Source organism: Allobosea sp. CS1GBMeth4 (assembly GCF_900185715.1).
Classification (GTDB): domain Bacteria; phylum Pseudomonadota; class Alphaproteobacteria; order Rhizobiales; family Beijerinckiaceae; genus Allobosea.
Map to the genome: position 1 here is coordinate 200,587 of NZ_FYAS01000014.1, position 13,996 is coordinate 214,582.

Here is a 13,996-nt window from a genome sequence, read left to right on the forward strand (position 1 = left end):
ATGGTTCCTTTCGGAACCAAATCTGATCTGGGCCGGATATTCGAAGTCATAATGTCGTGATCGTGGCGCCATTCCGCCGCTCATCGGTGCAGCGCGGCCGATCATGCAGGGCTCGCCGTCGGTTCCCGCCCCCCGTCACGAGACCAGCGGCCGCCTGCGATCCATTCGCCGATGCCGCATCAGAGCGATCAGTTTCCGAAGCCGCTGCCAGGCGAAGGGCAGGAAGCCCCGCTCGGCATGGTCGCCGGGCGTGAGCAGCACGAGGCCGGGATCGACCAGCATCGTCCCGCCGGTCAGGGCGGCGAGGCGACGATTGAAGACCAGGTGCTCGCAAATGTCGGCGCCGGCTTCGAGATAGCTGCCGAGACGGTAGATCTCGGCCCGGTAGAGGCAGAGGCCGTTGAAGGCCGAGGCGCAGGCGATCTCGCGATCGGCCGTCAGGGCGCGCTGCTGCGGATAGATCCGCGACCGGAAGAAGCGATAATAACTGACGATGTCGCGCCGATTCTTCGCAAGGTCGTCGAGCAGCGTCTCGAAGGAGCGATGCTCGTCCTGGAACGCCAGGAGATCGTAATAGTGCGGGCGGGAGGTCGCAGATACGCCGAAGACGCCGTTCCGATCGAGTTTCGCCGCCGCGGCGAGCAAGGCCGGGACCGTGGGCGGCCTGGCGATGGCGTTGTCGATGTCGATGACGCAGACGAAGCGGGCTTCGATGCCGGACGCTTCGAGTTCGGTCTTGAGCCGCTCGCGGCCCAGCGCCATGCGCCGGAGCCGCGCGGGTTCCTCCGCCATGAACGCGGTCGGGACGAGGACGATCTCGCCGTGCGCCGCGGCGCTCCGAAGCAGCGCGTCGGTTCCGTCGCGCGAGCCGTTCTCGCCGACGAAGGCCGCGACGCTCAGGCCGCTCCGCCGCAGTGCGCCGAGCAGGTCGAGGAAGCGCGGCACCGTGCCGGCGCAATCCCTGGCCAGGGCCAGAAAGGCGAAATCCCGCGCCGGGGCGCCGTCAGCGCTCACCGTCCCTCGGTCCTGACGGCGATCAGCGACTTCGCCAGGAAGAAGACGTCCTCCGTCAGAATCTCCGCATCGGGAAAAAGTCCGGCGAGCTGGGCGCGATCGAGCATGGAGGTGCCTTCGACGATCCGCATGGCCTGGTCGAGCGAGGCCGCCTTGGCGTAGAAGCCGCGCGCCTTGCTCGACACCAGGCGCCGCTGCAGGGGCTGCGGCAGCCAGTGCATCATCGGAGCGTTGCTGTGCGGATCGAGCGGAAACCAGAAATTCGGCGTCTGCACGTAGTAGTTCGGAGCCAGGCGCCTGATCTCGGCAGCGACCCGCTTCATGTCCGCCCATTGGCCGACATGTTCGATCAGCGAGTTGGAATGGACGAAGTCGAAGCTCAGATCGTCGAACCCGCTGACGTCGCGCGCATCGCCCTGGACGACATGGAAGCGCGGATCGGGAGACGGCTCCCTTGCTTCGATGTTCAGGAGCCAGATGTCGATTCCCGAAGCCGGCAGGTCGAACCGCCAGTAGTCGGCGTCCCCGCCGAGGTCGAGGATGCGGCACGATCCGCGGGTCCTCATCACGGCGTCGATGATCGGGCGGACATAGGTCTTGAACCGCTCCTCGCGGAACTGCGACCGGCGGAACGATCGCGGAATCATGTTCATGAGCTCTCGGCCTCGCGACGCCATGCGGATTGTGAGGGCGGATCTTACCTGCAAACCCGCCGCTCGCGGCCCGGTCCGAGGACTAGGCACCAGGGCTTGCGGACTAAGCCGATCTGGGCATTCGCGCCCGGAGCGGCGCGACATCCCGGTCGATCGCCGGGGCCTCCCGGCCCCTTGGCCTAGTCGGGCGGCACGATCCGGCCATTGGCCTCCTGGCCGAGGCTGCGGAACCTGTCGTAGGAGACCGGCTCGTGGCCCCAGATGAAGAGGGGCGCCTCGGTCGGCCGGCGCAGCACATAGGTATTGCGATCGAACAGGTTTCCGCCCGTCTCGATGATCCCGAAGTTCGGATGTGAAGCCGGGACATCGCTGGCTCCGCCCGACAGGCCGGTCTCGCCCTCATAGACGATCTCGTTGTCATGGACCGCATTGCGTGCCGTCCGGTAGAATTGTTGTTTCGCGCCGTTCCCCCGTCTGGGCTGGTCGACCCGTTCGCGGCCCTGGTCGACGATGACGATCCCGCGGCCGCCCTCGGCGACGGTGACCTTGTTGCCGTAGACGCGTACGCCTTCGGAGGCGGCGATCTGGATGCCGGCGCCCCAGACCCAGAAGCTGCCCTGCTGGCCGCCGCGCCCGGTCCCGTTCAGGCGAACGGTGTTGTTGCGGATCACGGCGTCGAAGCTGATCTCATAGAAGATGCCGGCGTCTGAATTGCGCTCGACGAGGTTGTTCTCGAACAGGACGTTGCGGCAGTCGACATCGCACCAGAGGCCCGAGCCGTAATTGTCGTGCACATGGTTGCCGCGCAGCGTCAGGCGCTCGACCTTGCCTGCCTTGACCCCCCCGGCCTCCCAGCCGGCGTCGAAGCCATAGGTGTTGTTCTCGTGGATCTCGTTGTCCTCGATCACGACGTCGGTTCCGTTCGGCGAAATCCCGAGCTGCCCGTTACGGTGCACCTTGTTGCGGCGGACGATGCTCCTGTCGCCGGTCGCGATCCCCGATCCGCTGTTGAGGCGGACCTCGTTGCCCTCGATCAGCCAGTCGGTGGCGCGGGGGTTCTCGTCGCCGAAGATCGCGCCCTGCTGTGCGGGGGTCGCATATTTCTCGACGATCAGGCCCCTGACCGTGATGCCGCGGGCTCCGGCATTGTCGAAGGCGTAGAGCTGGCGCGTCCGTTCCAGGGTGCGGCCGCGCGGATCGTCGGCGAGATGGCTGAGGCCGGTCGCGGGATCGGAGAAGACGCGGCCGGGCGCCAGATCGGCGCGGTCGGCAACCGGCTCCAGCGGCTCGCCGTCCAGGAAGAAGCGGTGCGGATCGTTGCAGCGGGCGCGATGGGGCAGGCAGGTGCCGAACGGCCTGATCCCGGGCTTCGGGGACGCCGTCACCCAGAAGGCGCCCTGCCGGCGAATGTCGGTGACCAGCTCGGCGCCGTTCAGGATGGCGCCGGGCTGGCCGACGAAGGATTGCCTGTCCTTGGGGGCGACCGTCTGGGCCCGGTGGAGGCCGGCCGCGATGCAGAAGGCCGCTCCCGGCGGGGCCCTGTCGACGAGGGCCTGGATGGACGCGCCGACCGGAACCAGGATAGCGCCGGCCGGGCAGGGGGCATTCGCCGCCGCGTCCGAGGCGGGGCCGCCGAGCAGCCCCGCTACCGCGATGAGAGCTGCCCCGACGAGGCGCGCGCCGTTGCGTGGCACCCGCGCGAAGCGCGCCGGCGCCTCGACGAGATGCCAGGCGCGGTAGACCATCAGCGAGCCGAAGCCGATGCCGAACAGGATCCAGAAGGGAATGCCGAGCATCGGCCCCTCGAGCGCGACGTCGAAGGAGGCGTCGATGACGATCGAGGCGAAATAGCAGAGCAGGAAGACGAAATAGCGCGCCCAGTCGAGATCGCCGCGCCGCCAGGCGAGATGGGCGGCCCGCAGCATCGCGACGGACCAGCTGCCGATGGTCAGGAGCCAGAGCGCCAGCCCCGGCACGCCGCCGCGGGCGAGATAGGTCATGTGGACGCTGTGGGGACTGCGCAGCGTCGGCCCGCCGCGTTCGAGGCCGACCACGAACCCGTCCGCCTCCGCCAGGTTGATGCCGAAGCCCTTGCCGGTCCAGAAATAGGGGCCGTGGACGGTGTAGTCGCGGATCGCCTGCCACCAGCCCAGCCGCCACTGCTTGGTTCCGTCGAGATTGTTGGCGTCGCTCGATCCCGCAATGCTGGCGAGATTCTCGATGACGGCGGCGGCGCTGATCGGCCGCTCGCCACGCGGCAGGTCGATCTCGAAGTCGACCGCATAGGCCATGAGCAGGACGAGCATGAGCCCGGCGGCGATCGCGGCGAGGCGGCCGACCTGTCCGGTCAGGATCATGGCCAGCACCAATGGGAGCAGCAGGGAGAGCATGCCGCCGCGGCTCTGGCTGGCGACGAGCAGGGCGGCGCCGAGGGCGACGACGAGCCAGGTCCGGCTGACCTTGCACAGGCCGACGAGGACGAGCACGAGCGCGCCGCAGAGATGCGCGGCGAGCTCGCCCGAGCGCACCGAGATGATCTCGACATTATGGCCGGGGAGCTTCGGGATCGAGGCGCCGAAGAAGCGGGCGATGAGATAGAGGACGATCGCGATCGGAATCAGCACCCGCGCGTGCACCCTGAAATAGCCGACGATCTGGGCGATGCGGGCCGGGCGTTCGACGAGCAGGGCCGCGACGATGAAGGCGAAGCCGGCATAGAGCGCGACCGCTCCGTCGCGCAGCGCATCGACGCCATAGGCGCCGACGCCCTGCAGCGTCCGCAGGAGGACCCAGGCCATGAGGAGGGCCGCGCTGACCGCAGGCACGGTGGTCAGCAGCGTCGTCACGCAGCCCGAGGCGAAGAAGGCGAGCAGGCCCAGCGCGAAGAGAATCTCGCCCATGAAGAGCGGAGGCATTCCGAGATAGGCGAAGCTCTTCCCGAGGACGACATAGCCGGCGAAGCCGAGGGCGAGGACCGGCAGGTAGCGGTCGGTCGCCCGCCGGTCGGCCGCGACGCTCGCCGGTATCCGTGACATCCCGTTCACCGTCCGCCCTCGCTCCGTGCGGCGACCTCCGTCGCACGACAAGGGTAGCGCCCGGCGGTGCCCGGGCGGGGTGGGCATCAGAGGTAGCCAGGCCGGCGAGGTCGGCGGCCCCCCTCCTTTTGGGCAGCCCCTATGCCCAGCGCGGCCGGAGGGGGCGCGACGCTAGAGTCCGGCGTGGACGATGCGGCGGGGCGATCGCCAGCTGGGGCGCGGGAATGCAGAGCGGGGGCGAGATCGGCCGGATGCCCGGCCAGCGGGAGCGGGGCGGCGCAGGCAGGACCTGGACGGGCCTGAGGGCGCGGCTCCGCGCCATGCGCGGCCCGGCCCTGTCCTTCGGCGACCAGGCCCTGTCCAGCGCCTGCAACTTCCTGACCACCATCCTGCTCGCGCGGGCGCTCGGCCTCGAGGCCTTCGGGGTCTACACCATGGTCTGGCTCGCGCTCTATTTCGCGATGAGCCTTCAGCTCGGACTCATCGTCAGCCCGATGATGAGCATCGGCACCAAAGAGCAGGGGGCCGAGGCCGAGGCCTACTACACCGTCGTCTTCCTGCATCAGGCCGGATATGTCGTCGTCGCGGCCGTGGCGATCTTCGCGGTCCTGACAGTCGCCGCGGGCGCGGCCGCCCCGCTCGCCGAGGTCGCCCTGCCGGGAGCGATGGCGGCGGCCAGCTATCTGACGCAGGATTTCCTGCGGCGCTATCTGTTCGCCCGCCGCCAGCCGGCCGGCATCCTCCTGATCGACGCGGTCAACCAGATTCTCAAGCTCGGCGCGCTCGCCGCCCTCTGGCAGGCCGGGGTGATCGACGTGGCGAATGCGCTGTGGGCCGTGGCCGGCGCGGCGGCGATATCGACGCTCTGCGGCCTCGGCATGTCCGGGCCTCTCCTGTGGCGGCGGCGGATCCTGACCAGCGTCACCGGACGGCAATGGCGCTCGGCGCGGTGGCTCGTGCTCACCGGCTCGGTGCAATGGGTGCTCAGCTATAGCGGGCTCCTGGTGACGGCGGGCCTGCTCGGGCCGAAGGTGCTCGGCGCGCTCAGGGCGGCGCAGAGCCTGCTCGCCGTCCTCAACGTGGTGCGCGAGGCGCTGGAGAACATCGTTCCGCCCCTGGCCGGGAAGGCTTTCGCGCAAGGCGGCATGCCCGGCCTGCACCGGACGCTCGCCGGCGCCATGCTGTTCGCCGGCCTGGCCGGCGCCGCCGCCGTCATCGGCCTCGGGCTGTTCGGTCCATGGCTGCTGCAGCTGCTCTACGGCGGCGAGATCCTCGAGTTCGACTGGGTGATCGTCTGGTATTCGCTCGCCTTCCCGATGGCGCTGATGAGCCTCGTCCTCGGCTGCGCCTTTCGGGCGCTCGAGCTCACGCGGCCGGTCTTCCTCGCGGCGCTCGTCGGCGGCTGCCTCAATCTGCTGCTGGTCTATCCGGCGGCGCTCGTCTTCGGCGTCGCCGGGCTGATCGCGGTGACGCTCCTGTCCGAACTCGCGGCCCTGGTCGTGCTGGCGCTGCTCGCCCTGCGGGTTCCGGGGCTGCTGGCAAGCGCGCCGGATACGCCAGCCGGCGGTCGCATCGCGACGGCGCCCTCGCCATGATGCCGCTGCCGCCTTCCGAGGTGCATCTCTGGTGCTGCCGCGTCGATCTTCATGCCGGCGAGGCGGCCGAGCGGCTGGGAATGCTGTCGACGGAGGAACGGGCCCGGGCCGACCGCTTCCACGATCCCAAGACGCGGATCGCGTTCGTGGCGGCGCGCAACTGGCTCCGGCGCGTCCTCGCGCTCTACATCCAGATCCCGCCGCCGCAGCTGCGCTTCGGCGAGACGGCCTTCGGCAAGCCGTTCCTCGCGAACGCGCAGGGCGGACGCACCGTCGCCTTCAATCTCAGCCATTCCGGCGAGCTCGCGATCGTCGCGGTGGCCGAGGGCATGGCGGTCGGCGTCGACATCGAACGGATCCGGCCGGTCTCGGCCGATCTGCTGGCCGGCTGCCTGGCGCCGCGGGAGTTGGCGATGCTGGCGGCCCTGACGCCGGCGCTGCGCGAGGAATCCTTCATCCGCTGCTGGACGCGCAAGGAAGCCTGCCTGAAGGCGATCGGCGTCGGTCTCAACGGCTCGCCGTCGAGCTTCGAAGTCTCGTTCGACCCGCGCAGGGCGCGGCTGCTGGCGGTCGAATCGGATCCGGCCGAGGCCGATTTCTGGCAACTCGCCGATTTGGAGCCGGCGCCCGGCTATTGCGGCACGCTGGCGGTGCGCCAGCGCGGCTGGTCGCCGGTCTGGATGGCGCGGCCATAGCGCTCGCGCGGCCTCCTTCCGTCAGTGGCGGTCCTGGCGCGTGGCCTCGATGATCCGCTCGGCCATGGTCCGCGAGCCGGCTTCGGAGAACGCGCCTTCATGACCTTCGCCGTCGACGGCGAAGCAGGGCGTGTCCGGCGCGAGATGGCCCGCCCAGCCCAATGTGGCGTCCGGGGGCCAGCCGGGCGGGATCGCGCCACTCCTGAAGACCAGGACACGCCCCTCGTAGCGTGGCAGCGCATAGCGCTGGACCAGCGCCTCGAGCTCGTCGGTCGTGCGCCAGAAATCGGCCTCGTCGGCCGCTTCCTCGGCCGGCCGCCAGAAGAGCAGGCGCTTCGCCTGCCGGACCGCGGCGGTCGATTGCAGCCAGAACGACATCCGCGTCACGAAGCTGCGCGGCCCGGCACGCCAGAACCGGCGGGCGAAGCGGGCCGCGCGCTTCAGCCTGAACCGCAGGCGCGCGAGGTAAGGCTGCCGCAGAAAATAACCCGGTGCCCAGCAGTCGATCAGCACGACCAGATCGACCTGCCTGCCGCTCGCGGCCAGCTGGCGTGCGACTTCCAGGGCGATCACCCCGGAGCGGCAGAAGCCGGCGAGCCGGTAACCGCCCTCGGGCCTGGTCGCGACGATCGCCTCGCAATAGGCGGCCGCGAGCTGCTCGATCGAGGTCGGAGCCGCGCCGTTCACCAGCGGATCGAGCAGCTGCAGCGCGGCGAAGGGCTGATCCGGGCCGAGCTCGTGGGACAGCGGCCGGTACAGACGCAGATTATGGGCGGTGTGGTTGAGGGCGAACAGGGTCGGCTGCGAGCCGGCCTGCTGCAGCCAGGTCCGGCGCAGCGCCGTCGCGTCGATCACGGGCGGGGGGGCGGGCGTCGCCGGCAGCCAGAGCGGCGAGGCGATCGGCAGCGAGGCTGGCGCCGGCCGCGGCAGGCGCGCCGTCGGATCGGCGACGAGCCTCTCGGCCAGGCTCTCGAACTGCGCCGCCAGCTCGCTCGCGGTCCCTTCATCGTAGAGGTCGCGATGATATTCGCAGGTCAGGCGCCAGCCTTCCTCGCGCTCGACCAGGATGAAGTTGAGATCGTAGAGGGCGCCCGGCAGGGGCGAGGGGATGCCAGACAGCTGGAAGCTGTCATTGGCGAGCTCGCCGATGAAGGCGCGCTGGACGATGAAGTTGATCGAGACCGGCGGCCGGCCGGCATCGTCGCTGCCGGGCAGCAGCGGGACGAGCCGGTCGAACGGCCATTGGTGATGGTCGACGGCGTCCTCGAACGTGTCGCGGGCTGCCTGGCAGAGATCGAGGAAGCTCTGCTCGTCCGAGAGCCTGGTCCGCAGCACCAGCGTGTTGACGAAGGGGCCGACGATCCCTTCCAGCTCGACATCGTCGCGGTTCGCGAACTGCGTGCTCAGCACGATGTCGGAGGCGCCGGTGCGTTGCCGGAGCAGCGTCAGGAGGACGGCGTAAGCCGCCGAAAAGAAGGTCGTCCCCTCCCGGCGCGCGAGATCGGCGAGCCCGGCGGTCACCGGGCGGGGCAGCAATCGCGACAGCGAGGCGCCGCTCGTGCTGCGCGTCGCGGGGCGCGGGCGGTCGGGCGGCACCTCGACGATCGGCAGCCCCGCGAGCTTGCCCAGCCAATAGGCTTCTTCGCGCGCGAGCGCCTCGCTGGCCATGCCGTCGCGGCTTCCCTCGGCGAAGTCGGAATATTGCAGCGGAAGCTCGGGCAGGACCGGCTCCCGGCCACGGCCGAGCGCCTGATAGGCCGCGACGAAATCCTTGGCGACGAGGCCCATCGACCAGCCGTCGCTGACGATGTGGTGGGCGACGACCAGGATCACGGCCTCGGCGCGGCTCTTGCGCAGCAGCGTCGCCCGCAACAGCGGAGCCTCGTCGAGGTCGAAGCGCGTGCACGCCTCGCTCTGGGCGATGCGATCGGCCTCCCTGGTCCGGTCCGCCTCCGGCAGGCCGGAGAGGTCGATCTCCGGCAGCTTGAAGGGAACATGCTCGCTGATCGCCTGGACGGGGCGGCCATCCTCCAGCCGGATCGCCGTGCGCAGCGATTCGTGCCGGTCCAGGATCGCCTGGAAGGCCTCCTGCGCGAGCGCGGCGTCCAGGTGCCCGCGGATCCGCCATTTGACCGCGATGTTGAGCGCCGGCGTGCCCGGGTCCCGGCTATCGATCTCCCAATAGCGCTCCTGCGCCGACGAGCATCTCGCCGTCGTCGCGATGCGATCCGGCTCGCGGGGGTGCGGTTCCGGTTCGCGCGTGAACTGGTTCGCCATGGCTTCGTTCACCCTCTCTCACGCTGCGAGACGGCATTCGGGACATTCGCCTGTCCGCCATCGCGCGCGTTCCGCCAGGGCCGCTTCCAGAAGGTCGCGGCCGGAGTGGCGGCCTCGGCGGCAGGCTCGTCCGGCAGCGCCGCCGCAACGGCGGCGATCGTCCGGTTGCGGAAGAAGTCGCGGGCCGCGAGCTTGAGGCCCTCGCGGCGGGCGCGGCTGGTGATCTGGAAGATGCTGAGCGAGTCGGCGCCGAGGTCGAACAGGTCGTCGTCGACGCCGACATCCTCGCGCCGCAGCACCTCGCTCCAGATCCGGACCAGCGTCTCCTCGACGGGGGTGCGCGGCATGGCCCTGGCGACCGTCTGGTCGGCTTTCGGCGCTGCGCCGGCGGCATCCGGCGCCGGCAGCGCGGCGCGGTCGAGCTTTCCGCTCGGGTTCAGCGGCAGGGCCGGCAGGCCGACCCAGGCGGTCGGGACCATGTAGTCAGGCAGTTCCTGCGCCAGCGCGGTGCGCAGCTCGGCCGGGGGCGGGCTGTCCACGCCGGTGACGTAATAGCAGACCAGCCGCGGCTCGCCCGGCACGTCCTCGCGCAGGATCACGGCCGAGACGATGCCGGTCTTGCGCGCCAGCACGGCCTCGATCTCGCCCGGCTCGATGCGGAAGCCGCGCAGCTTGACCTGATGGTCGAGCCGCCCGAGATGCAGGATGCGGCCGTCCGGGAGGTACTTGGCACGGTCGCCGGTGCGGTAGGCCCTGGCGCTGCGGGCGGGGTCGACCGGGTTGGCGACGAAACTCCTGGCGGTGAGCTTCGGGTTGTTGGCGTAGCCGCGGGCCAGGCCGGCGCCGGCGATCAGCAATTCGCCGGGGATGCCGACGCCGACCGGCGCGTCGTTGCCGTCGACGATGTAGAACTGCGTGTTGGCGATCGGCTGGCCGATGGTGACGACCTCGTCCTCCGGCCGGATGCGGGCGACCGAGGACCAGATCGTGGTCTCGGTCGGCCCGTACATGTTCCAGAGCTCGCCACCGCCCTCGAGCAGCCTGCGCGCGAGTTCGAGCGGCAGCGCCTCGCCGCCGCAGAGCATGCGCAGGCCGGGCCGCGAACGGAAGCCGGCTTCGAGCAGCAGGCGCCAGGTCATCGGCGTCGCCTGCAGGACGGTCGCGCCGCTCTGCTCGAGCCGCGCCAGCAGCTCGGCCCCGTCCTTCGCCTCGTCCGCGGTCGCGATCGCGACCCGGCCGCCCTGGACGAGCGGCAGCAGCAGCTCCAGCGCGGCGATGTCGAAGGTCACCGTCGTGATGGCGAGCAGGGTGTCCGTGCCCGAGAAGCCCGGTTCGCGCGCCATCGCGAAGAGCAGGTTGGACAGCCCGCCATGGGTGACCTCGACGCCCTTCGGCGCCCCGGTCGAGCCCGAGGTGTAGATCACATAGGCGAGATGCTCCGGCGTGACCGCCGCCGTCCTGATCCCGGCCAGATTGATCGTGGTCTGGTCGACGTCGATGAGCACCAGCCCCTCGTCGGGCTCCAGGACGGCCGGGTCGAGCGGGCCGGCGACCAGGAGCGCGACAGCCTCCGAATCCCGCAGGATCCGCTGGATGCGCGCCTTCGGCATCACCGGATCGAGCGGCACATAGGGGAAGCCGGCCTTGAGGGCGCCGAGCATGCCGGCGACGAGGGCCGGCGAGCGTTCGATCAACAGGCCGACGCGGCTTTCCGGCGCATCGATGCGGGCCGTCAGCTCGGCGGCGATGCGGTCGGCCCAGGCGTTCAGGGCGGCATAGGAGAGCTGGCGGTCGCCGCAGGACACGGCGATCGCCTCCGGCTGCTGCTGAACCTGTCGCTCGAAGGCCGGAATCGTGCCGGCGTCGAGCTGGAACGCGACCTCGGTGTCGTTGATGTCGCCGACCAGCCGCTGCCGTTCCTCGCCCTCGATCAGGGGCATCGCGCCGATGAGGATATCGGGATTGGCGACGAAGGCGGCGAGCAGCGTGCGGTAATGGCCGAGCCAGCGGTCGATCGTCGCCTCGTCGAAGAGGTCGGCGCCATAGCAGCAGTCGATGCGCAGGCCGTCATCGGATTCACCGATGTTGACGTAGAGATCGAAGGTCGAGAAGGCCTTGGGGTTCGGTTCGACGCTTGCGTCGATGCCCGGCCCGAAATCGAGATTCCCGGCCAGCCGCTCGAGGTTGAACTGAACCTCGACCAGCGGCAGCCGCCCCGACACCGGCGGGACGCGCAGCCGCTTCAGCAGCGCCCCGAGCGTGAAGCTCTGGTGTTCGTAGGCGTCCAGAACGAGGCGCCCGACCTTGTCGAGATGGGCGGAGAACGGCTCCGCCGGGTCGATGCCGCCGCGGATCGGCAGGAAGTTGACGCAATGGCCGACGGGCGTGGGGCCTTCGAGCAGGGATTGTCCGGCGGCGGGAACGCCGATGACGAGGTCGCGCTGTCCGGAGAGCCGCAGCAGCAGAACCTGAAAGGCGGCGAAGAGCGTGGCGAACAGGGTCCGTCGGCGGCGGGCGCCGGCCGCTTTCACATTGCGATAGAGTTCGGCGTCGATGAAGCTGGTGCGCGTGCCGCCGCGGAAGCTGCGCTGCGCCTGCCGCGGCCGGTCGGTCGGCAGTTCCAGAGGCGCGGGACGCTCTGCGAACATCCCGACCCAGTAGGCCGCGGCCTCCTCCGTGCGCGGGTCCTGGCGGGTCGCCGCGGCATAGTCGGCGAAGGGCATCGGCGCCGGCAGGGCGCCCGTGCCGGCGCGATAGGCCGTCGCGACCTCGTCGAGCAGGATATTCGTCGACCAGCCGTCGCAGACGATGTGATGCGCCGAGAGGATCAGCACGTGCCGGCTTTCGCCGAGGCGGAGAATCTCGGCCTCCGCGACCGGTCCCTGCACCAGATCGTGCGGCCGGTTCGCATAGGCCTCGATCCTGGCGCGCAGCGCGGCCTGCGGGTCGGGCTCGCCGCGCAGGTCGCCGATGGCGACCGGGAAGGCCTCCGAGGGTGAGATCCGCATCGTCTCGCCGGCGGCGGAGAAACGTGCCTGCAGGATCGCATGCCGGGAGGCGACCTGCCTGACCGCCTCGGCGAGACGAAGCGCGTCGACCTCGCCGTCGAGCGTCAGGCTGACGGATTCGTTGAAGGCGGCGCTCGCCTCCGGGCCGGTCTGGTCCGAGAGCCAGATTTCGGTCTGGGCCTCGGTCAGCGGAAGCTCGATCGGCGCAGGCGCGGCGGAGCTGTCCGTCACGGGCTCGGCCGTCGTTCCCGGCAGCATCCCGTCGCGGCGCATCAGCGCGAGGCTGTCCTCGAAGGCGGCGACGATCGCCGCGATCTCGGCCTCGCCGTGCTCGGTCGTCAGGAAGCAGGGATAGTGCTCCTGGATGAAGATGCCGCGCGCGCGCAGATGGTAATGCAGCAGGCTGCCGAGCCGGTGGTCGCGCGCCGGCTCGAAATAGAAGACGCTGCCATAGCTCTCGATCGGCACATCCCAGCCGGCCTTGGCGAAGACGCGCCGCAGGGCTTCGACGAGCTGGCGCATGCGCTGCGTCAGCGCCTCGGTCAGGGCCGGGCCTTCCGCCTTGACGTGCTTCAGCACGGCGACCGTGGCCGCGAGCACCAGCGGATGCCGGACGAAGGTCCCGGCGAAGAAGGTGACGCCGACCTCGGGCACGCTGTCGTCGCCGAAGCGCCAGGCGCCGCCGTCGAGCGCATCCATGAAGCGGGCCTGGCCGGCCAGCAGGCCGACCGGCAGACCGCCGCCGACGACCTTGCCATAGGTGGCGAGGTCCGGCTCGATGCCGAGCAGGGCCTGCACTCCGGCCGGATGGACGCGGAAGCCGGTGACGACCTCGTCGAAGACCAGGGCCGTGCCCGAGCGTTCGGTGATCGTCCGCAGCTCCCGGAGGAAGTCGGCGGGGAGATAGCCCGGCCGGCGGCTCTGGACCGGCTCGACCAGCACGGCGGCGAGCTCGTGCGCGTGCTCGCGCAGCCAAGCGAGGCTCTCGTCGGTCCCGTAGTCGAGCACGGTCATGCGCCCGACGGCGTCTGCAGGGATGCCGGGGGCGGCCGGCACGGAGCGGCGCTGCTCGCCGGCCCCGACGCCGCGGACCAGGACCTCGTCGAACTGGCCGTGATAGGCGCCGGAAAAGGCCACGATCCGATCGCGGCCGGTGACGGTGCGGGCGACGCGCATCGCCGCCATCACCGCTTCGGAGCCGGTGTTGCAGAAGGCGACGCGGGCGTGGCCGGTCAGTTCGCAGAACAGGCGCGCGGCTTCGTGCGCCAGCGGCGATTGCGGGCCGATGGCGAAGCCGTCCTTCAGCTGGGCCTCGACCCCCTCGACGACGAAGTCGGGCGCGTGGCCGAAGGCGGTCTGGCCGTAGCCGTTGACGAGGTCGATGTAGGCGTTGCCGTCGACATCCCAGATCCGGGCGCCCTTCGCGCGCGCGGCGACGATCGGATAGACCATCTCCTTCCAGTCGGCGGCGAAGCCTGACACGGTGCGGGGGTCGGCCAGGACCGGGCGATGCTCGTCCGCGAGGCGCTTCGACGTCGCGGTCCTGGCGACATAGAGGCTCGTCAGCCTTGCGATATGGGCGCGCTGAGCGTCGCTGAGGGTTTCACCGCCCGTGCGGATCAGCGGCTTGAAGCGCGCCGTCGAACCGGCTGCGGCGCCGGCCGCGGACGCGGACGCGGGCGCCGGTCGGGGCGGGGCCGCCGGCGGCGGCGCCAGCGC

At 70.4% G+C, this 13,996-nt stretch carries 7 protein-coding genes; 2 read left to right on the plus strand and 5 right to left on the minus strand.

Annotation, left to right across the window (positions count from 1 at the left end; genetic code table 11):
* Window positions 1-135 precede the first annotated feature (135 nt).
* The 3 genes from CS1GBM4_RS08350 to CS1GBM4_RS08360 all read right to left on the minus strand — a co-directional run bounded on the left by CS1GBM4_RS08350 (window position 136) and on the right by CS1GBM4_RS08360 (window position 4,702).
* Window positions 136-1,014 carry a glycosyltransferase family 2 protein gene (locus CS1GBM4_RS08350; protein ID WP_186418235.1) on the minus strand — a complete coding sequence of 293 codons (879 nt, stop codon included), beginning with the start codon at window positions 1,012-1,014 and terminating at the stop codon, window positions 136-138.
* Window positions 1,011-1,661 carry a methyltransferase domain-containing protein gene (locus tag CS1GBM4_RS08355; protein WP_244607124.1) on the minus strand — a complete coding sequence of 217 codons (651 nt, stop codon included), beginning with the start codon at window positions 1,659-1,661 and terminating at the stop codon, window positions 1,011-1,013. Before CS1GBM4_RS08355 ends, CS1GBM4_RS08350 begins: the two co-directional genes overlap by 4 nt.
* Before the next feature lie 185 nt (window positions 1,662-1,846).
* Entirely contained in the window at window positions 1,847-4,702 is a 2,856-nt protein-coding gene (locus CS1GBM4_RS08360) for a right-handed parallel beta-helix repeat-containing protein (RefSeq protein ID WP_186418236.1), read from the minus strand.
* 251 nt (window positions 4,703-4,953) lie between these two features.
* Between CS1GBM4_RS08360 and CS1GBM4_RS08365 the strand changes: the two genes are divergently transcribed.
* Window positions 4,954-6,297, plus strand: coding sequence for a lipopolysaccharide biosynthesis protein (locus CS1GBM4_RS08365; RefSeq protein ID WP_186418237.1), 1,344 nt, complete (start codon window positions 4,954-4,956; stop codon window positions 6,295-6,297).
* On the plus strand, window positions 6,297-6,992 hold the full coding sequence (locus CS1GBM4_RS08370) for a 4'-phosphopantetheinyl transferase superfamily protein (RefSeq protein ID WP_186418238.1): 696 nt from the start codon (window positions 6,297-6,299) through the stop codon (window positions 6,990-6,992). The genes CS1GBM4_RS08365 and CS1GBM4_RS08370 overlap by 1 nt, the downstream gene beginning before the upstream one ends.
* 21 nt (window positions 6,993-7,013) lie before the next feature.
* Here CS1GBM4_RS08370 and CS1GBM4_RS08375 read toward each other — a convergent pair whose 3' ends face one another.
* Together CS1GBM4_RS08375 and CS1GBM4_RS08380 are read right to left on the minus strand one after the other, a co-directional pair.
* Complete coding sequence (locus CS1GBM4_RS08375; RefSeq protein ID WP_186418239.1) at window positions 7,014-9,269, minus strand: condensation domain-containing protein; 2,256 nt, start codon at window positions 9,267-9,269, stop codon at window positions 7,014-7,016.
* 8 nt (window positions 9,270-9,277) lie between these two features.
* Window positions 9,278-13,759 carry a non-ribosomal peptide synthetase gene (locus CS1GBM4_RS08380; protein ID WP_210201552.1) on the minus strand — a complete coding sequence of 1,494 codons (4,482 nt, stop codon included), beginning with the start codon at window positions 13,757-13,759 and terminating at the stop codon, window positions 9,278-9,280.
* Between the last annotated feature and the right edge of the window lie 237 nt (window positions 13,760-13,996).